Here is a 22,171-nt window from a genome sequence, read left to right as displayed (position 1 = left end):
AAGCACTGAAAAGAGTTATACACGGATCATTCTCTCGTGAAGAAACGTATAAACTCAAACAAAAAGTTAGTATATTAGTAGCCTCGTTTTAATCAACGATCAGGAATCAAGCCTATATTTAAATTCAAAATATGCCAAGAAAAGAAAAAAAAACAAAGCGAGACATCGGTAAAAAAGAAATACGCCGGATGTTATACGATATATTCTCCGCAAACCCCAACGAACATTTTAATTACAAACAGTTGGCGCAGCGATTGGGGATCAAAAACATGAACGCGAAACAGTTGATCATGACGGTTCTCTACGAGATGAAAAACGACAATATGCTCTCGGAAGAATCAACCGGACAATTTAAATTCAAAATAAGTACCGTTTACGTCACGGGAATCATCGACTTGACTGCCAAGGGTACTGCCTACTTGGTTTCCGACGAATGCAAGGAAGACGTGTTTATCCCGCAGGTCGGTTTGAACCATGCCTTGAACGGGGACAAAGTAAAGGTCTTGCTCTACGCTCGAAGTTCCAGACGTCGCCCGGAAGGGGAAGTGGTAGAGATTCTGGAACGCAAGAAAGAAACTTTCGTGGGTATCATCCAATGCTCCAAACAATACGCATTCCTCGTACCGACCGGCAAACAACTGCCTTACGATATCTTTATCCCGTTGAACGAATTGAACGGGGCAAAAGACGGGGAGAAAGCCATCGTCAAGATTACCGAATGGCCGGAAAACCAAAAGAACCCGATAGGCAAAGTACTCCAAGTACTGGGTACCCCGGGAGATAATGATACCGAAATGAACGCCATCATGGCAGAATTCGAACTTCCGGTTCAATTCCCCACCACGGTGGAGAAAGCCGCGAAAAAAATAAAAGACGCTATTCCCGAGGAAGAAATCAAAAACCGAAAAGATTTCCGGGATATCACGACATTCACGATCGACCCGAAAGACGCCAAAGACTTTGACGACGCCCTTTCGTTCCGAAAATTAAAAAACGGGAACTACGAGGTAGGCATACACATTGCCGATGTCAGCTTTTACGTGACACCCGACTCGACCTTGGATAAAGAAGCGTATAACCGCGCAACCTCTGTTTACCTCGTGGACCGCACGATACCCATGCTACCGGAACATTTATCCAACGGACTGTGTTCCCTGCGTCCGAATGAAGAAAAACTCTGTTTCTCGGCAGTCTTCGAACTGAACGAGAACGCTGAAGTGATTAAACAATGGTTCGGACGGACGGTTATCAAATCGGACAGACGCTTCACGTATGAAGAAGCGCAAGCCATGATCGAGGGCGAAGACGGCGATTTCAAAACCGAAATAATAACGCTGAACGATCTTGCCCAGAAGCTACGGGCTGCCCGTTTCCAAAACGGCGCTATCGCGTTTGACCGCATTGAAGTACGCTTCGACATTGACGAGAAAGGTAAACCCACGGGAGTATATTTTAAACGCTCGAAAGAAGCCAACAAGTTGATCGAAGAGTTTATGCTGCTCGCCAACAAAAAAGTAGCCGAAAGAATCGGCAAAACAAAAGAAGGGCAAAAAGCAAAAACTTTCGTGTACCGTATCCACGAGCAACCCAATACCGAAAAACTGGAAGACTTCGGTCGTTTCATAGCAAAATTCGGGTATAAAATACGCACGACCTCTCCCCGGCAACTATCTTCTTCCATGAACAAATTAATGGAAGATGTACAAAACCGTCCGGAACAGAACATGATCGAAACACTAGCTATCCGTACTATGGCAAAAGCCGTTTACTCCACGGTAAACGTGGGACACTACGGTCTGGCTTTCGATTATTACTCGCACTTCACGTCACCCATCCGTCGTTACCCCGACGTGATGACTCACCGACTGTTGCAACGGTATCTGGACGGGGGACGTTCTGCCAATGCCGAAAAATACGAGGAGATGTGCAAGCACTGTTCCGACATGGAACAAGTGGCATCTAATGCGGAAAGAGCCTCGATCAAATACAAGCAGGTCGAGTTCATGAGTGACAAATTAGGAGAAAATTTCATGGGAACGATTTCCGGTGTCACGCAATGGGGATTCTACGTGGAGCTGAATGACACCAAATGCGAGGGACTGGTTTCCATCAATGAACTGGAAGGTGACTACTATGAATTTGACGAAGAAAACTACTGTATCGTGGGACGCCACCACCGGAAAGTTTACCAGCTTGGGGACCAAGTACTCGTGAAAGTAGCCAAAGCAAATCTCGTTGCCCGCCAACTCGATTTTGCCCTCGTGGAAAGCGAAAGTAAAAATACCACTCCTGCCGTTACGCCCCAAACACCTGCCTCCCGACGTGAAAAACCGGAACGTAAATTCCGCCGAGGCCGACGGGGAGATGCAGCTTCCGGCCGGAAAAGTGGAAAAGGAAACCGCAAAAAGAAATAAAAAATAAAACGGGGAGTTCAAAAACTCCCCGTTTTATTTTTCTATCATCAAGCATCAACCGCACTTGGATGACCCGCAAACTTTACAGATCAAACAACCTTCCTGATAAACGACAGATTTTGAACCGCAATTCTCGCACACTGAACCAGTAGCCTCGGTTCCGTCCGGAATGAATTTCCGCAAAGCTCTCTCGACACCATTCTTCCACGTGTTGATATTCTCGTTATCAAATTCCATGGCTGCCACTAAATCCACGATTTGATTGATCGGCATCCCGTAACGCAAGACTCCCGAAATCAACTTGGCGTAATTCCAGTACTCCTTGTTAAACTTGTAAGACAACCCTTCAACCGTTGTTTTGAAACCTCTCTTGTTAGAGAATTGGAAGTCATAACGGCTATTACCATCCTCGTCCGTATTCTTGACAATCTTACCATCCGTCACGGCTTTCGGTAACATGATACCTTCCTCGTCATCAGCAATACCGGTGAATATCTCGTAAGGGCGACCATTATAAAGACCGATGAAAGCAATCCATTTTTCCTTGTTGTTCTGGAAACGCACGATCTCCGCATCCAACTCTCTCGGACGTTTTGACGGCATCGCACCCTCTTCCTTCTTATCTTTATTGGAAACCAGTACTCCCGCACGAGAACCGTCGCGATAAACCGTACATCCCTTGCAACCGCTCTTCCAAGCCTCGATATAAAGCTGTCCCACCAATTCCTCCGTCACGTCTGCCGGCAGATTCACGGTAACACTGATAGAGTGGTCTACCCATTTCTGCACACGCCCCTGCATACGCACTTTAGCTACCCAATCGATATCATTGGATGTAGCCTTATAATAAGGAGATTTGGCAACCATCTCATCGATTTCCTCATCCGTATAGCGTTCGCGTACATCATACCCGTTTTTCTCCATCCAAAGGGCAAACTTATGATGGAATACTATAAATTCCTCGTAAGCATCTCCCGTCTCATCAACGAAATCCACACGCACATTCTTATCATTCGGGTTTACCTTTCTTCTTCTCTTGTAAACGGGCAAGAACACCGGTTCGATACCGGAAGTCGTCTGCGTCATCAAACTGGTCGTTCCCGTGGGTGCAATCGTCAAACAAGCAATATTACGACGTCCGTATTTCACCATATCCTTGTACATCTCCGGATCAGCTTCTCTCAAACGAGTGATAAACGGATTGTTTTCCTCTCTCTTGGCATCAAAAATCTTGAAAGCCCCGCGTTCTTTTGCCATCTCGACAGAAGAACCGTAAGCGGCAATAGCCAATCGCTTGTGAATATCCACGGAGAAATCAACAGCCTCATCGCTACCGTAACGCAAACCCAAAGCAGCCAGCATATCGCCCTCGGCAGTGATACCCACTCCAGTACGACGTCCTTCTCTGGCTTTCGTTTTAATCTTCTCCCACAAACGGATTTCAACACCCTTAACCTCGTCGTCTTCCGGATCCGCACTAATTTTGTCCAAAATAGCATCAATCTTCTCAAGCTCCAGATCAATAATATCATCCATCAACCGTTGAGCGATAGCCACGTGCTTTTTGAATAAATCGTAATCGAAATAAGCCTCTTTCGTGAAAGGATTTACCACGTATGAATACAAGTTAATCGCCAGCAAACGACAAGAATCATACGGACACAAAGGGATCTCCCCACAAGGATTGGTAGATACCGTTCTATATCCCAAGTCCGCATAGCAATCCGGTATACTTTCCCGAATAATCGTATCCCAGAATAAGATTCCCGGTTCAGCGGATTTCCAAGCGTTGTACACGATCTTGTTCCATAACTTAACGGCATTGATCTGTTTCACGTTCTTCGGCTCATCGGAATAAACCGGGTATTTTTGTATATAATCACGTTCCTCAACAACGGCATTCATGAATTCATCGTCAATCTTTACCGAAATATTTGCTCCGGTCACTTTACCTTCCGTCATCTTGGCATCGATAAAACTCTCGGAATCCGGGTGATTGATAGACACACTCAACATCAAAGCTCCCCGGCGACCGTCTTGTGCAACCTCGCGCGTAGAGTTAGAGTAACGTTCCATAAAGGGAACAATACCTGTTGACGTTAAGGCCGAATTCTTTACCGGCGAGCCCTTGGGACGAATATGCGACAAGTCATGTCCCACCCCGCCTCTTCGCTTCATTAATTGTACTTGCTCCTGATCTATCTTCATCACTCCCCCGTAAGAGTCAGAAGGCCCGTCGTGACCGATCACGAAACAGTTAGACAATGAAGCAATCTGATAATCGTTACCGATTCCGGTCATTGGACCTCCTTGCGGTACGATATACTTGAAGTCACGTAAAACTTCAAAAATCTCCTCCTCACTCATCGGGTTGGCGTAAGTCTTTTCGATGCGTGCGATTTCTGAAGCTAAACGACGGTGCATATCATTCGGGTTCAACTCAAAAATATTCCCGTAAGAGTCTTTTAAAGCATATTTGCTCACCCAAACACGTGCAGCCAACTCGTCACCCTTGAAATAATCAAGAGAACTACTATAAGCTTCTTCTTGCGTGTACACTTTCTTTTGGTTCACAGCCTGTTTCTGTTTCTCCACTTTCTTTGTAGTTTGTTCCATTTAGCGTATATAATAAATTTTCTTTTTGGTCCCTTTTCCAACAGAACAAAACTATGGAAAAAAAACTTCTTAGAAAAATATTTTTACTAACACTTGTTGCAAGTTTTCCAAAATTATTAGTCATAACACTGACAATAAGGCGATTAATAATTCTGTTTTTCTTGAAAAATTTTCCAAATATAAATTTGTTCTAAAGTAGAAATAAAAATCGTAGAAAATTTTGGTTTAATAAAAATTGAAGTTTTAGAGAGTTCGACTCTACCAAGGAAATACCAATAAGACACTATGATGATAGAAAAATCACATCTGCTTACGTTTGTATTCCTAAAAAGGTTTAATAAAGTTCTTTGATTTCTTCAGGAATATTTACATGCAGCAATTTTTCATCATGAAGAATGTCTGTCACGTATTCATCGGATACCGGAAGAAGAATTTCTTTCGAGAATATCCGGATAGAAAGAACTACATTTCCCGAATAATTATCAACCTGCACAACCTCCCCTTTTTCACCTGTCGGTTCGTCAACCACGGAAAACCCGATCAGATCAGAAAGTTCCAAAGGCATATCCTCCTCTTCAAGCAGATATTTGTCCATCAACAAATCACTCCCCACCAATCGGTCTGCCTGTTCTTTCGAGTCAACAAAATCAAATTTGACGATATAAGAAGTATGGTTCCGTGCCGTCAGACCATCTTCCGCGATATAAAAGGGAACCGGTGCTCCTTCCAGAAGAAGAAACACCGGTTCATCCATGTATTGTTCAAGAAGATCATTTTCCGTGTAAACAATCAACGCACCCTGTAAGTTATGAGTCTTACCGATTTCGCCGATCTTTATACAATCTTCCCTCTTGATCATAAATTATTCAGCTGCTGGAGTTTCTTCCGGAGCCTCCGGAGCTACTTCCGCTGCAACAGCCTCTGTAGCGGCAGCTTCTACTTCTGCTCTTGCTGCAGCCTCTGCCTCAGCTTTTGCCGCTGCAATTTCAGCTTGTTTCTTAGCTACAATCTCTGCTTTAGCTTCTTTTACTTTAGCCTCAGCTTCCAGACGAGCTTTGTATTCACTTTCAGACTCGTTAGCCAAACGCGCAATCTTAGCCTGAATCTTAGCGATTTTCTCTTTCTTCCAAGCCTCGAACTTTGTATCAGCAGCAGCCATATCAAACGCACCTTTCTTCACTCCTTCCAACAAGTGTTTCTTCAAAAGAACACCCTCGTAAGACAATATTGCCTTCGCGGTATCGGTCGGCTGCGCACCGGTTTGTAACCAATACAATGCTCTGTCAAAATTCAAATCAATCGTAGCCGGGTTAGTCATCGGATTGTAAGAACCAATTCTCTCAATATAACGACCGTCACGCGGCGCTCTACTATCTGCTACCACTACATGGTAGAACGGACGGCCTTTACGACCGTGTCTTGCTAATCTAATTTTAGTTGCCATTCTTTTACTTTTAACTTATTAATTACTACCTATTCTCGATAGGCGGCGCAAAGATAGTGATTTAATTGAAAAATTGAAAATTCCTAGATCATTTTCTCTATCACAGAACGGTATTTTACATTTTCGACAACTTCTTTATGCCTGTCTTTTAAAACATTCTGAGCCTCCGTCGGCAATTCTTTATAATACTGCATTACAAAATTGTTCCCGATATCATCCCGAATCTGTTGGTTCAAACCTAATTTATTCAACTCGTCAATATAGGCATTCACGAATTGCACTGGCTCGCTCATCAGGTCTGCCAATTTTCCCCCTAACAGATTATTCCAATAGGAAACCTCGTAGACTTTATAGCGATACACTTTCCGATAGACCTCAATATCATTCTTGGGCAGTGTCTTGTCAAAGATATTGAAATCATCGGGTTCCTCACTTTGATCTTCCCGATTCAATAAAGAATGGTACATAGGGTAATAAAAATAAGAAGCAGCCAAAGGGACTTTCACCTGAATACGAAACAAACGCACGAATTCCGGATCACAAGGATTCTTCTTCACGAATTCGGAAATTATCGCATCATTATATCGCACGATAGAATCCATCATCTCTTTAAACTCGACGGGTGGTAACACGAACATCTCTTGTGTTGACGGGAACCATTGTTTCCCGTAATAATCAAGCATCATACGTGTTTCCGCACGATCTCCTTCGGGAAATTCAACGGACTCATAATTCCCTTCCTGTACTCTCTTCACATCCATTTTTATTTTAACATCGTCCCCCGGTTTCAAATAAAGAGGCACGGCAGCTTTACCATTCACCAACCGCACATATCCAGCCTCTTTTAAAGGCAGTTGCACCTTAAAAAAACCGGTACTGTCTAACACCACTGATATCGTTGTGTCTTGAGTACAAATCTCAAAAAACAACTTATTTCCTTTATAATTCAGTAAATCTCCCGCAATCTTTACTTCATTATTAGGATTGCACGCCCACAGGCATGCAATCCATAAAAATATACCCCACTTCATCTGTTACTTCACTTTTGTAAAATGATATCGAACCATGTGGAAATCCATTGGGAACTCCCCCTCTTGAGCGTAGGCAGCACAACTTTCATATGTATCATATAAGAAGTCCGTAGGTTCATAATCCAAAACTGTAACTTCTAATGTTTCGTTATCCTCCAATAACCTGAATCCTACTTGAACAGCTCTAAGCTTTTCATGTGCCCCGGAGAAGTTTACATTTGCTTGACTTAATTCAAACATAGAAGCCGTTACAAGAGGCGGTCTACCGATTCCAGCAGATTCATACAGATACAATTGTTGCTCTTTCAAGAATTTCACATTACAATCTCTAAAATAATGTGCCATATCTCCTGTTGCATGCACTTTCAATTGAGTTCCGCCATTTACAAACTCTAACATATCGGTTGGCAGATTATTTTCCGGTAAATGCTCAACCTCTTCCGGTCCTCCGTACCAATTATTTACTCTCAAATAATCTATTGATGTTGCCTCTTTAAAAGCCCACTTTCCTTCCAAGCGATCCGGCATTGTCATTCCCTTTATATAAACCTCCGTTTGGTCAACATCACCAGGCAAAAAACGATTACTCCCCTCCGGTACGAGTAGAAACAAAGTTGTTTTACCTTCTTCCCACTTTAAAAATTTAATTTTTATCGTACCATAACTTCTCTTAGCCGGGACAACAAATTCCTTATCGAGATTATCTACAAATTCGTAATGTACATGTTCTATCGCCGTCGAATTCTCTCCGACAATAAAAGGAATTTTAGTATCCGTATTTGCTGAAAAATATTTACCGGTATTTGCATCTTTTACATCCATCCGAACTGTGATCTCTCCCGGTAACACATAATTTTCCTCGGCAAAAGAACAAATTAACTGTCCTTTTGTCTGCACTTCAATCAATGTAAAACTAAACTCTCCCAATATATATCCCTCAACAGGAAACAATTCTAACTTTATTGTCTTTCCTGCATCATAATTATTTTTAGGAATTACCGCTATAGTCGCCTTACTCTCTCCTGCCTGAATCACGAATTCATCAGCTGAAAGTTCATATTCTTCACCTTGTATGGCAGCCCCTCGTATATTAAATTTTATAGAGGTATTTACTTGCACAGGTTCAGAAACTTGCACTTCTATTTCCAAAGGATTTTCAGCCTCCAATGTATAAATCAATTGTGAAAAAGCCAATTGTGGACCTTTTTCCTCCTTATCATCACTATGACATGCAACAAAGCACGTCGAAAAGGTCAGACAAATAAACAATATAAATATATTTCTCATCATATTTCGCTATATCTTAAACAATTACAAGTCTTTAATCGCATTCTTGTATTCTTCTTTCAACAAGCGGATTTCTTCCCGTTCTTCCAATGTTAGAAGTTTTATTTCCGGCAGTTGGTAATCCTGCCCCTCGGATAATATGCGAGGGGGCTCTCCATCCGGTTTATCACATCCACCTAAAAAAATCAATAACATAAATCCTAAACATCCCAATAATATTCTTGTTCTCATAACTACCTCCTTTTTTATTTCACGTATCCTTCATTCTGAATCATACCCGGTATCAAATCAATATCTTGCGAAGGGATTGGAGCCGTATACATAAATTGTTTTGTTTCGTATTTAAAACCATCTTTGGCACACCAAAATTCAGGACACCCATTCCTTTTCAATTCAAACCAACGATCTCCCTCCATAAATAATTCTTTCTGCCGTTCAACATGTATCGCCCACAACAGAGGTGTAAAAGCTTTTCCCTCTGCATTTTCACGAACCAGAGCTTTTTCATCCACGGCAGGCAAATTTCCCATTGTATAAGGCGTATAATCCGATATTCGTTTCGAACGAAGCAGATTCAAATATTCAAGGGCCTCTTTCGTATTATTCAAATAAGCATGTGATTCAGCCAAAATCAAACACATTTCCGCACTTCTGACACAAGCCATCGGTACTTTCGTTGCTACTCGCTTATTATCAAATGAAAACGCATAACGAATATCTTTGTCTTTTTCCACGAATAAATCAACAAACCGCTTACTAATAGGTTTTACCGTCAAATACCCTTGTGCCGACTTATAATTTTGATCGCCACTTGAATTTGAATATAAATATGCCCGCAAAAGAATATTCCCCTTTTGGGCATGTTGTGCCGACAGCATATCCGTATATGCTATCCCTTCAACCAACGGGTAAGCATCCAAAATCTCCTTAGCAATAGGGATTGCTTGTTCCCAATTTTGCGTCCAGAAATACAACCTCGCCAAATATGCTTTCACGACATCCACAGTATAACGAAAGATTTCTGATTTTGAATTGTAAGAAATCGCTTTCTTCAAATCCTCCTCGATAAGCGATGCCACCTCTCGCAAACTAGAGCGTTTGGGACGAGCCTCCATATCAAAGCGCGTTGCAATAGAAAGCCCCAACTGGTCATCCGCCTTCTCTTTATTATAAGGTTCGCAAAAAAGACGCATCAGATTATAGTAAGCAATTCCTCTCATGGCATAAGCCGTAGCATAACAAGCGTTTGCCATATCAGTGTCATCTTCTTTCATCTCGTGGATAACTAAATTACATGACCTGATTAAGACATATAACTTACTATATTGTGTTCTAAACGAATTCAGTCTATCCCCTATATATTTCGGAACCGCACCCATTCCGGTCACGTTTTTGGTCAAACTATTTTCCAAATTATCTCCAAAACATTCAAATTCGTATTTTTCCATTGCATTCCCCAAAATATATTCGTCATAACCATTATCGATTTCTTCCAAATGGCCATTCAACAAAGCTGCAAACTCTTCTGCAGTTTTGGGGATCACCTCTCCTTTAGGTTTTATGTCCAAATATTCTTTACAAGAAACACATGCAAAAAATACCATCATCACTAAACTTATATATTTTATCTTTTTCATAATCGTACAAATTAAAAGCCCAAACTAAGTCCAAACGAACAGGAACGAGCCAAAGGATAAGTCGCTCCCGGTGTTTCCGGATCTATCCCCGAATAATTCGTTATCGTGAATAAATTCGTCAAAATGAAAGAGAAACTCAATGAAGACACTCCCATCTTTTTTACTACATCCTGTGGCAAAGCATAAGACAATGACATATTTTTTACTCTTAAGTAAGAAAGACTCTCCATCATAGATGCTCGCGTAATAGTACTTGAAGTTGGATATATCAAACTATAATTAAGAGGTTTCCCGTCATGATCAGTAAGAGCCTTGTAATAATCAATAATTCTGGGATATTTCACTCCCGTCCTACGTTCTTCAGTCCAACGATTGGTTACATCCTTTCGTACATTTAAATGATTTACATACAAATCATTTTGACTCGTTGGAATTTTTTCTCCAGCTGAAGTTCCAGCACTTAATGTATTATAACTCACCGGAGAAGTTATTTCATCCACAATCTTTCCATTTAACGAGTACACTCCTCCGACGCTCAAGGTAAGTGTTTTATATGAAATATTAAAATTGAAACCTCCGGTCACAGGAGCTGTCATGGTCCCCTTATAAAAAATATAATTATTCACATCACTCAAATCTGATGGCTTCAGTATATCTGCATCCGAGCGTAATTTATATTTATATAACCCGGTTTGAGGATCTATACCTAGTGACTTTCCTGCAAAAACGGCTCCCTGTGGGTAACCCACTACATTATTTGCAACATAACTAATAGGAGAGGTATAACGTTTCAATTTATTACCATTCCAAGCAATATTCGCAGAAACATTAAATTTAAAATCCTTATATTTCACAACAACCGCTTGTAAAGTAGCCTCAATCCCTTTATTCTCCATTTCTGAAGTATTATACCCCTGATTATAGAATCCGGTTACATATGGAACTGTAACTGAAGTTACCAGATCCTTACTTAAACGATAGTAAGCTTCTACCAATCCATTAATCCGATTATCGAAAAGTCCGAAATCCAAAGCGACCTTCATATCTCGTGTTTTTTCCCAACGTAGATGCGGATTAGGGGCAGCCCTTACATTACCAATCCGTAAATTTTCAGTTTCGGTTTTTCTATAAGATGTTGAATAATACATGATTAATTCTGGCTTCTCACTTTTATTCACGTTTCCCGTGTATCCCATGGCTACACTCAATTTCAATCGGCTCAACACAGGTCGTAATCTATCCATAAAAGACTCATCCCCGACATGCCATGCCAATCCCAAAGACCAAGTCGGGTTAAATTGCTCATCACTACCAAAATTATTGGAACCATCCGTCCGAAAAGAAAGACTGGCAATATATTTATCATACAAGCTATAATCCAATGAAGCATAAAATGATGCGAAACGAGTTTCTTCTATGCTTTGCCCCGAGAGTCCATCTATAAAAGTAGACATGCTTACCAATTCTGTATAGTCCACCTGCTCCCCTTTCTTCTCGGGAGCCGGAGTAGATGAATTACCTGTAACAGGGTCATAGCCATATCGCTTTTCTTGAATACTCTTTGCCTTTGAACCTCGAATTTCTACCCCCGCTAAAATCTGCAATCGATGTATCGAATTAAAAATATCCGAATAATTCAACTGTCCTCTCGCACTATAATTTGTATTATTAGCAGACGCTTGGGTGATAGAACCATACGTTCTCCGGCTATTCCATCCATCCAAAACACTCGGTTTATCCACAAAAGCCGCATAAGTTTCAATTCCATTAATATTATCCGACTTATTATTTATAAAACTATAAGAAACCAAACCAGAAAAACGGAATTTTGATGAAATCGTGTAATTCAGGTTTAATTGCAAATTGGCCGAATAATCTTCTGCGACACTTGAAGTTTCATCAATTTCCCGCATAATATTATAGCCATTCGGCGGGAGTATCGCTTCTCTTCCACCATTAATCTGATTCAAATTAAAATAAGTATAGTCCGGACGATATGACCCGTCTTCATTATAAGGTTTCTCGTAAGGATTTGCAAAATAAGCATATTGAAATGGATTCACATTTAAAGAAGAGCCATCTGATTTCTGTTGTGAAAAATCAACCCCAAAATCCACTGTAACCCGGGCATGAGGTTTTAGATTCATTTTCGCCGATACATTATACCGGTTATAAGAAGTCTTTTTTAAAATCCCGTTATCTTTGGAATATCCTAAAGACAAATAATAAGTTGCAATATCCGACCCTCCGGACATGGAAAGGTAATGATTCATAGAAAATGCAGTCCGGAACAATTCATCAAACCAATTCGTTGTTGTTTTGGACAAATCGGCAATATATGCATCCTGCTCCGCCGTATTCATGGGTTCAAAACCTTCATCTGTCCAAACTTTACCATCCTTCCCTAGTTTATTGGCACGCAACATTCCAACAATACCGATCACCGGATACCATTCTTTATCTTCTTCAGGAGAATTATATCCCTTTACTGAAAACTCATCCCACAATTCTTGTTCCCAAGCCAATTTTTCCTTCGAGTTCATTAAATTACCATCACGCTGAGGTTTCATCACGACAGAAAAGTTTGCAGAATAATTAACAGACATTTTTCCCGCTTTACCCCTCTTTGTTGTGACAACGATCACACCTCCCGCTGCTCTTGAACCATAAATTGCAGCGGCAGAAGCGTCTTTCAATATAGTTACATTTTCTATATCGTTCGGGTTTATTCCCGCTATACCGTTAGCAAAAATATCATTAAAATCTCCTGCTTTAATCTGCCCCCCTCTAATACTTGGGATATTGCGCTGCAAAGGTACCCCATCAACTACCCACAAAGGCTCGGCATCCCCGGTAAGCGTGTTTGTTCCCCGGATCCGAATCTTTGCGGATTCTCCCGGTCGTCCGGATTTAGCCACGATACTGACTCCTGCCACTTGACCTTGCAATAATTGGTCGATACTCGTGGGTACCCTGTTCTCGAAAACTTCTCTACCGACTACCGCCACAGAACCTGTCGTCCGTTTTTGCGTTGTCTGCGTGTAACCGGTAGAAACAATGACCTCATCCAACTCCCCCACGGTCATTTTCATATCCACGTTTACAACGGTTTGATCCTCTACCAACTTCACATCTTTTGTTTCCATACCAATGAAAGAAAACTGCAAAATGGAATAACCTTCCGGCATATTCAAAGCGAAATTTCCATTGGCATCTGTCGATACGCCGATTGTGGTTCCCTTTACCAAAACGGTTACACCCGGCAATGGCTCTCCCCGATCATCTTTCACCACACCCTTGATAACCTTAAACTTTTGAACGGCATCATCCGAAGATACCTTTTCCAACATAATAATCCGATCTTGTATCCGGTAACGTAAATCCGTACCTTTCAACACCAGCTTCATCACACTATCCAACGATACTTCTTTTACATCCACGGTAATCCCGCCTAAATCTTTCACGTACTTCTCGTTGTAAATGAAACTGTACCCGGACTGACGTTTAATCTCCTCAAGCACCTTTACCAACTTCTCGTTCGTTACCTTCAATGTAATCTTTTCCGACACGTGTCCCGCCCAAAGGGGACTTGATGCGAACAACAGCAATACCAAAAAAGCACAACTCTTGTTGAATTTCCTGAAAAAAAACTTTTCTACCATCATTTTTATCTATATTTGTATGTTATGTCTATATAACATTTTGCGTTAAAGAGATTAGGAAAAGACCAATTAGCCTAATCTCTTTTCTTTTGTATATAAACCATTTTGCGTTCCACTTTAAATGACACGGATGTTGATGCCTCTATCACGGACAACAACGACTCCAAGGAAATATCCCGTGATATATCGCCCGTGTAATACTCCTCCTCAAATCCTTGCTCGTACACAATCGTTACATCATAATACCTTGTCACTTGCTTTAGTATCTCTGTCAACGGCATATTTCGAAAACTATAACTTCCTTGTTTCCATGCGGTATACACATCCACATCACACTTTTCCACTTGTATCTGTCCCCGGGGATCACTTACATCCAATAATGCCATATATCCGGGAGTTATAATCCGAGAGCTGTTTCCTCCCGCCACCACTTCCACAAGCCCTTCCTTCAAGACAACATACACCATCCCCCGATCTTCATAGGTATTCACGTCAAAAGTTGTTCCCAACACCCGAACATCCATCCTATCCGTGTTCACGATAAAAGGTCGTCCTTCCTCTTTCGCCACTTCAAAATACCCCTCTCCGTACAATTCCACTTTACGCTCCGCGCTGCCGAAAGCTATCGGATACCTTATCCGGGAATCCGCGTTCAACCACACCTTCGTCCCATCAGAAAGCACTAAATGATAAAATGTCCCCCGCGGAACAATCAACTCATTATACTCCAATTCTTTCACGGGTACAGAATCATGTACATATTTCAAATGCCCTTCCATGTAAAGCTTTGTTCCCTCGTTCAAAGCAACGATCTTCTCCGACTCGGCAGAAACATCAACCGTTTCCCCGGTTGACAAGATAAGACGGACACGATTCGGACGTTCGTTTTCCACCAATAATGATTTTTTCTCAACGGGACGTTGCGTCCAGTATCCCAAAGCAACCGCCACTAACAAACAGATACTTGCCGCAACACCAAAACCCCATGCCAATCGTCTTTGTTTCCTTGAACGGATCTTTTTGAAATGTTCCCATTTCTCATCCACATCCGGTAATTCGTAACGCTTCTCCAGTTCATCGACAGAGATATTCTGCAAATTCAAAAACACACGCTCCTTTATTTCTGCCTCCTGTCTCCACGCATCTAACAGCTTTTCTTCCGAATCGCTCAACCTAAAAAGCTTCCTTTTACAAATCAGCTTGGCTACACTTATATACTGTTTTATATCTTCCATTCCTTTTGCTGTTTAAAAGAAAAACGGTTGAGATGGAAAACAGTATAGGTGAAAAATTGATTTTTTTTGAAATTTATTTTAACACGCTAATAAACAGGATTAAACTCTTCAACGAATGATACAATCGTTTATAGGCAACAGACTTGTGAAACTTTACAGTAGCCTCGCTAATTTCCAGTTCCTCCGCAATCTCTTTATTCTTTTTCCCCTCTAAGTGCAATTTAATCACGGCTTGCACCTGAGGAGTTAAAGCTTGTATCGCTTTATGAATCAAGAATCGACTCTCCTCGTCGATGATTGCCTGCATGGAATATTCTTCAATTTCCTGTTCACTCGAATACTTACTGGAAAAACGCTCTTTTACCTTTTCATGCCTCAAATAATCAATACATTTATTCCGGATCATCTTATACATAAAAGAGTGTAGTCCCAATTCCGATTCAAATTGTCCCGAACGATTCGACCAAGCAGCGACAAAAGCCTCCTGCACGACATCTTCTCGTACGAAAACATCATCCACGAAACGGGATGCGAAAGCGTTATACTTGGCAAAACACTCTTTAAAAAAGCACTCAAAACCAATCACTTCCCCGTTCAAAAATTCAATATTCCCGTGACTTTCTCTTGTCATTAAACGATCCTTTTTTGAGTTTTCAAAATACGAAGAATTTAATTAATATTCAAAATATATCATTTTTTATTTGTACTAATTATCAAATAGTTGGTATTAGAGTATTTTTGTACTTGTCTTAGGTTCTCTTCATTTAATCGAAACTCAAAAAAGGATCGTTTATTCATAGTCAATCCACTCCCCCCATATTGATATTATCCATTTTCTGTCCCATTAGATTCTCCACGAAATAATACCTTATCAAATTAAGGTAGTAATCGCCTGCCAACCCGTGATCCGCCCCCGGAAGTATCATCAAATCAAAACGTTTGTTCGCTTTTATCAAAGCATCTGCCAACCGGATCGTGTGAGCCATGTGTACATTTATATCCATGTCCCCCGTTATCAGCAACAGCTTCCCTTTCAGATTCTTCGCCAATTCAATATTAGTGGGAATCTTGGATTCAAACACGTTCTTATCGTTCATCTTCACGCCATGATAAGTTTCTCCCCACCATTTCGTGTATATATTGTTATCATGATTCCCCGAAGCAGCCACGGCAACTTTATAAAAATCGGGATAAGTCAAAATAGAAGCTGCCGCCATAAATCCACCCCCGGAATGACCGTAAATACCAACCTTATCGATATCTATATAAGAATATCTATCAGCCAACTGCTCGACAACAAACTTACAATCCGCCAATGCGTAATCCCTCAAATTCCCGTAACCGAAACAATGGAAATTACGCCCTCTCGTGAGACATCCGCCACGGAAACCGACATTTACCACGATAAACCCCAACTGAGCCAATGTCTCGTTGCCGTTATCATCAATACTAAAAGCCTGCGGAACCAGATTCTCCTGTGGCCCGGGATAAACATTCACGATGACAGGATACCCACGAGTCGAGTCCATCTTAAACGGTTGGTACATCACCCCATACAGATCCGTGATCCCGTCGGCAGCCTTCACTTTTATCCTCTTGGGTTCTTTCCATCCGGTTTCATACAACAATCGCAAATCCGTCTTCTCCAGCGCCATGATTTTACGCCCTCGCGCATCCCTCAATTCTGCAACCGGAGCCATATCCACTCTTGAATAATTATCCACCAGATACTTGCCGTTCTTAGACAAATCTATTGAATGGTAACCGTCACCCGGGGTTAACAACGTGAACCCGGAACCATCAAAATTCACCCGGTAAAAAAGCCTGTACTCAGGATTAATACTTTCCTCCCGCCCATAGCCTTCAAAAACAAAACTCCGTCCTGTCGTATCCATCTCATAAATTCGGGCTGCCACGAAATCACCGGAAGTAACCCGATTCTTCAACTTTCCGTCCTTGTTATACAGATAATATTGTCCCCAACCCGAACGCTCCGACCACCATACAATATCTTCCCCACCATTCAAAATACGACACTCGAACAATTGTTCCGTGAAATGAGGATCACACACTTCATGTATCACCTCGAACACCTCTCCTGTATTCACATCCACCCGGCAAAGATCCATTTGATTACACGTCCTGCTTTTACGCGTGAAATAAAGATAATCCGGGTATTTTTTTAAATCGAAAAGCATCATCTTCACCTCTTGATCCGGATATTTCCCGATATCCACCTTGACATGCAATTTCTTCTCCGGGTAAAACAAATGCAAATCATACGTGAACACGTGTTTCTCCCCCGGCATCGGGAATTTATAAGATTTCAATGTCGGACGAGGCTGTGCCAGATGATCTATCAACCATCCCTCCTCAACTTTTCTGCGATCCTGCCGCAAACAATAAAACACCTTGGAATTTCCCGACCACGTGATGGCAGCACTCTCCTTCTTATCCGAATCCTTATCCCGCTGGTAAGAGTAAGAATAAGAACGCTCCCCGTCCGTCGTCAATTGAAAAGCCATCGTGTCGTCTTTCTCCTGCAAATACACGTTATGCTTGTAAGCGTATACCATATATTTCCCGTCAGGCGACCAGTTTTGCCAATAAATCTTCCTCTCGAACTCTCTCTTGACTTCTTCCTTCCGGAATTCCTTCAGCTCTCCGGTCTTCACGTTATACTCGAAACTCTTCCCGTATTTTGAAAAAGTAAAACGATAGGGATTATCTCCCTCAAATTGAAAACCCGCCAACCGAAGATTCTTCACATCTTCCGTCTTTCCTGTCAACTCAGCCAATTTAGCGGCAAACTCCTTTATTGAAAATAATTCCTGCTTTTTCCCTTTCCCGGCATCCACCAGATAATACTTCATCCCCTCGTCCGTTGTGTAATAATACCAAAAGAAATCCGTCCTCCCTATCCATGAAGGATAAACCGATAAACTGTGAATACGACTTTTTAGATTTTTTTCCGAATACCTCGAACAAGCTTTAAAATCAGCCTTTTGGGCAAACACACTACTCCCAATCAAGAGGAGCAGTATCCATACAATACATCTCGTCATGTCAATAATATTTTGCGTTTTACAAATAACGATCATCACGGTAAAGACCAATAAACCATGAAGTCATTTGCCTCAAAAGTAAACATTTTTAATGAAAACAATACCCACCGTTCAAAGAAAACTAAAAAACTAAAAGCTAAAAACTAAAAGTTGACGTATTTTCCGCACTTCTAGTTTTTAGCTTTTTAGTTTTTAACTTCCAGCTTAAAACCTATACCCCCTCAAACTCCGGCATCACCATATCCAACCATTTGTTTATCCGGGCATCCGTCTTCTCCGGCTCGAAATCCTCATCCAAAGGCAATCCGACAAACAGATCATCAACCACGGCTGTCGAATCCTCGTACACGTACCCGTCCGTGGTGGTTTTACCCACTAAAGTCGCACCGAGTCCGGTTACCAACTCTGCCATGTATCCCATCCCGTCCACGAAATTCTTGGGATACGTGATATGATCGCCCAGCCCGACGAGAGCGACAAAACGATCTTTTAACGAAATCTTACGCATCTGCGGGAAAAACTTCGCCCATTGATCTCTCTGCTCCCGTTCCCACGTACTTCTGCCAAGAGAAGAACAAACCAGAATCATATTCTTGTAATCCAACAATTTCCCCGCGGGGACATCATTCACGCAAAACATATCCACTTTACCGGCACCGATTTTATTCTTCAGCATTTTAGCCACCCGATGAACATTTCCACCCGCCGGGGAATAAAATATCCCTAACCACTTCATTTCACTTGTCCGTTCATCCAAAAGATAATTTCCTTCAAGATCAGCAGTCAAGCGCAACGGTTCTTCTTGTCTTTCGACCTCCTTTTTACCTTTCCTTGTAACCTTATCCATAAAAATATAGTTTATAGTGATTATTGTATCAACTATAAACTATACGGCAAAAATGTCTAAAAGTTATATTCGTCTTATTTCTTGTGCGTGGCGATCGCCAGCAATATTCCGAGAACGACACCCAATAAAGCGGCAAACAATACCCGCGTATCTCCCGGCAGCAAGAAAGTAATCGTGTGAGCCGGATACCAGAAAAAAGGTATCGTCTTCTTGAACACGAAATTCCATTGTACCCGCCAATTCAGGTTTGCCATAATCTCACCCATCTGTATCGGGGTAAAAAGACCTGCCAACGTACCGCCATGACTCAATATATGCGTATCGGTAATCTTGTGCAATGTCATAAACACGGGAGCAAATATTGTATTCATCGCCACGGAAATACAGAATGCAACGAACACTTTCTGCCCGGACAAAGCCTCTCCCATCACGGTCGTCGCGTTCTCCATCCCCATCGTTTTCAAGAACGCAGGAACACCGTTCGCGAATATCGTCATCGCCATACTGATTCCCATCCCGAGGATTCCCCACACGATAGCTCTCGGCAACACCCCGAATCCCTTGCGATTATAAACGCCCGCGCTGATACGCAACCCGATACACTCCCCGAAAGTCGACAGAATACCAAATTTCAGGAAACTCATAATCATACCGTGCTCGGCATTAAACGTCTTGTAAAAGGAATAAACCGTTTCCGACACGAAAAAAGGGAGCAGAAACAAAATCACACACCCCAGAACAATAAAATCCTTCTTCTTCATTATATATTAATTTAGCCGTAAGATCCATAAAGTCCATAACGCCTGACCTTACGACCTTATAGACTCTATAGACCTTATGGACTAGAGGGTGTATTAACACACACCCTCATTTCTTTATTTTTCAATCCGAATACGGGCATCCACGGCAACCACGTTGTCTTTGTTACCCAGAAGCGGGTTCAAGTCCATCTCGAAGATTTCCGGGGCTACTTTTACCAACGCGGAAATACGCATCACAGCCTCGGCGAACTTATCTTCGTTCACGGGCTCTTGCCCGCGCACTCCTTGGATAATCTTGTAAGATTTCAGTTCTTTAATCAACCCGTGAGCCTCAGACTTGGACATCGGAGCCAACCCTGCTTTCACGTCTTTCAGCACCTCGATAAAGATTCCGCCAAGTCCGCAAAGCACCATGTGTCCGAACTTATCATCGCGTTTCGCCCCGATAAACACTTGCGTACCGCTCAACTGTTGAGCCAACATAATAGCGTAAGTATCTTTGATCTGCATCATCCGTTTGAACTCCCGACGCACAGTTTCCTCGTCGTTCACGTTCATCACGACTCCGCCGACATCCGATTTATGAATAGGTCCGACCACTTTCATTACCAACGGGAACCCGATCTCTTTCGCCATCTTCACGATTTCCTCCTCGTTATCGGACACGCCTTCTTTCGCTCTGGCTACTCCTGCCGCATCCAACAAAGCATGAATCTCTTCCGGTGACAAATAACCATTCTGCGCATTATCCACCACTTCCCGGATTTTCTTCACGTCCATATCCGGCATATCGAAATGCTCCGGTTGAGGCGCGGGAGTCTTGTATATCTTGCAAAGGGCATTTCCGAACAACACTTCATCAGGGAAATACACCCGTCCTTTAGAAACAAACTCGTCGATCTCGGCCTTCACGATCTTGGATGACGGGAAGATGGGGAAAATCGGCTTTTTGCTTGTCTTCATCTTTTCATCAAGCACGTTGTACACGTCGAAAACAGGGAACAATCCCGGGCTCCCGAAAATAACAGCCATCCCGTCGATATTATCAAAATCCTTGTCACAAGCATCCAGAATAAAGCCTAATTGCTCTGCCGTACCCGTGGCAAGGAAGTCTATCGGATTCCCGACAGATGAACCACCGAATAATTTAGACAACAACTCCTTTGCCTTTTCTCCCTCGATATGCGGCACATCCATTCCGCCGTTGGAGAGCGCATCGGTCAACATCACGGCAGGACCTCCCGCGTGAGTCACCACGGCCATATTCTTTCCTTTCACCTCGGGATGCATGAAGATTCCGGCAACCGTCATCAACTCGTCACGTCCGTTACAACGCACGATTCCGGCTTTACGGAACAAAGCTTCAACAGCAACATCCGAACTAGCCAACGCACCCGTGTGTGAAGAAGCGGCACGACTCCCGGCAGCCGAACCACCGGACTTAACCGCCGCGATACGGCAACCTTTACGAATCAATGAAGAAGCATGCTTCAATAACTTCTCCGGCTTCTCGATACTCTCCACGTACAACAACTTCACGCGGGAACTCGTTTCCGGATCAAACGATTCATCCATGTATTCCAGAATCTCCTCAACACCCATCTGGGCAGAGTTCCCGACAGAATACATGCTATTGAATTTAATACCTTTCTGCATCCCCGAATCCATGATAAACAAGGCCGTTGCCCCGGAACCGGAAATCAAATCCACTCCTTGCGGGTTCAACTCCGGAATCGGACTGGTAAATACCCCGCTATAATGGTTAGTCAAAACCCCAATACAGTTGGGACCTATCAATGCTCCACCCACGGAATCAATCGTATCCACGATCTGACGCTCTAATTTAGCACCCTCTTCGTTTTCCTCGTGGAACCCGGCAGACAAAATAATAAATGCTTTTGTATTTTTTTGTTTGGCAAGTACCTCTACTGCGGTGGGACAGAATTTAGCGGCAATCGCTAAAATAGCACAATCCACTTGCGGAAGCTCCTTCACGTCACGATAAGACTTCACGCCTTGCACTTCATCCATTTTAGGATTTACCACGTAAAGCTCTCCTTTGAAATTACCGTCTTGCAAATTTCTCAACACGGTTCCGCCCGGCTTATGTATATCATCCGAGCCGCCCACGACCACGATACTCTTCGGTTCAATTAACTGTTTCGTTATCAT

At 42.3% G+C, this 22,171-nt stretch carries 15 protein-coding genes; 1 reads left to right on the top strand and 14 read right to left on the bottom strand.

Annotated elements, in window-relative coordinates; translation table 11 throughout:
• The first annotated feature begins 131 nt into the window (after positions 1–131).
• Entirely contained in the window at positions 132–2,414 is a 2,283-nt protein-coding gene (rnr, locus tag CS948_RS10955; protein ID WP_099291706.1) for a ribonuclease R, read from the top strand.
• Positions 2,415–2,468: 54 nt separating this feature from the next.
• On the opposite strand, the gene CS948_RS10950 is transcribed toward rnr, so the two are convergent.
• The 14 genes from CS948_RS10950 to CS948_RS10885 form a co-directional block, all read right to left on the bottom strand.
• Entirely contained in the window at positions 2,469–5,030 is a 2,562-nt protein-coding gene (locus CS948_RS10950; protein ID WP_099291705.1) for an adenosylcobalamin-dependent ribonucleoside-diphosphate reductase, read from the bottom strand.
• Positions 5,031–5,364: 334 nt separating this feature from the next.
• Positions 5,365–5,889: a ribosome maturation factor RimM gene (gene rimM / locus CS948_RS10945; RefSeq protein ID WP_099291704.1), complete on the bottom strand. Its 525-nt coding sequence runs from the start codon at positions 5,887–5,889 to the stop codon at positions 5,365–5,367.
• A 3-nt stretch (positions 5,890–5,892) separates the two neighbouring features.
• Positions 5,893–6,474, bottom strand: a complete 582-nt coding sequence (locus CS948_RS10940; RefSeq protein ID WP_099291703.1) for a 30S ribosomal protein S16 — start codon at positions 6,472–6,474, stop codon at positions 5,893–5,895.
• Positions 6,475–6,557: 83 nt separating this feature from the next.
• A complete protein-coding gene (locus tag CS948_RS10935; protein WP_099291702.1) occupies positions 6,558–7,505 on the bottom strand; it encodes a hypothetical protein in 948 nt (315 codons plus the stop codon).
• Between the two features lie 3 nt (positions 7,506–7,508).
• Positions 7,509–8,795, bottom strand: a complete 1,287-nt coding sequence (locus tag CS948_RS10930) for a hypothetical protein (RefSeq protein ID WP_099291701.1) — start codon at positions 8,793–8,795, stop codon at positions 7,509–7,511.
• Positions 8,796–8,816: 21 nt separating this feature from the next.
• A complete protein-coding gene (locus CS948_RS10925; protein ID WP_099291700.1) occupies positions 8,817–9,023 on the bottom strand; it encodes a hypothetical protein in 207 nt (68 codons plus the stop codon).
• A 14-nt stretch (positions 9,024–9,037) separates the two neighbouring features.
• Positions 9,038–10,429: a RagB/SusD family nutrient uptake outer membrane protein gene (locus CS948_RS10920; RefSeq protein ID WP_099291699.1), complete on the bottom strand. Its 1,392-nt coding sequence runs from the start codon at positions 10,427–10,429 to the stop codon at positions 9,038–9,040.
• 11 nt (positions 10,430–10,440) lie between these two features.
• Complete coding sequence (locus tag CS948_RS10915; RefSeq protein WP_255301960.1) at positions 10,441–14,094, bottom strand: SusC/RagA family TonB-linked outer membrane protein; 3,654 nt, start codon at positions 14,092–14,094, stop codon at positions 10,441–10,443.
• Positions 14,095–14,165: 71 nt separating this feature from the next.
• The gene (locus tag CS948_RS10910) at positions 14,166–15,326 is read right to left on the bottom strand and encodes a FecR family protein (RefSeq protein WP_099291697.1); all 1,161 of its coding nucleotides are present in this window, start codon (positions 15,324–15,326) and stop codon (positions 14,166–14,168) included.
• 73 nt (positions 15,327–15,399) lie between these two features.
• Entirely contained in the window at positions 15,400–15,957 is a 558-nt protein-coding gene (locus tag CS948_RS10905; RefSeq protein ID WP_099291696.1) for an RNA polymerase sigma-70 factor, read from the bottom strand.
• Between the two features lie 169 nt (positions 15,958–16,126).
• On the bottom strand, positions 16,127–18,391 hold the full coding sequence (locus tag CS948_RS10900; protein WP_176555015.1) for a DPP IV N-terminal domain-containing protein: 2,265 nt from the start codon (positions 18,389–18,391) through the stop codon (positions 16,127–16,129).
• A 211-nt stretch (positions 18,392–18,602) separates the two neighbouring features.
• Positions 18,603–19,238 carry a flavodoxin domain-containing protein gene (locus CS948_RS10895; protein ID WP_099291694.1) on the bottom strand — a complete coding sequence of 212 codons (636 nt, stop codon included), beginning with the start codon at positions 19,236–19,238 and terminating at the stop codon, positions 18,603–18,605.
• Between the two features lie 74 nt (positions 19,239–19,312).
• The gene (locus CS948_RS10890; protein WP_099291693.1) at positions 19,313–19,999 is read right to left on the bottom strand and encodes a hypothetical protein; all 687 of its coding nucleotides are present in this window, start codon (positions 19,997–19,999) and stop codon (positions 19,313–19,315) included.
• Positions 20,000–20,113: 114 nt separating this feature from the next.
• Complete coding sequence (locus CS948_RS10885) at positions 20,114–22,171, bottom strand: acetate--CoA ligase family protein (protein ID WP_099291692.1); 2,058 nt, start codon at positions 22,169–22,171, stop codon at positions 20,114–20,116.

Origin of the sequence: Butyricimonas sp. Marseille-P3923, assembly GCF_900184685.1 — a bacterium.
In the GTDB taxonomy this organism is placed as follows: domain Bacteria; phylum Bacteroidota; class Bacteroidia; order Bacteroidales; family Marinifilaceae; genus Butyricimonas; species Butyricimonas muris.
This window is presented reverse-complemented; position numbering and strand designations above follow the sequence as displayed.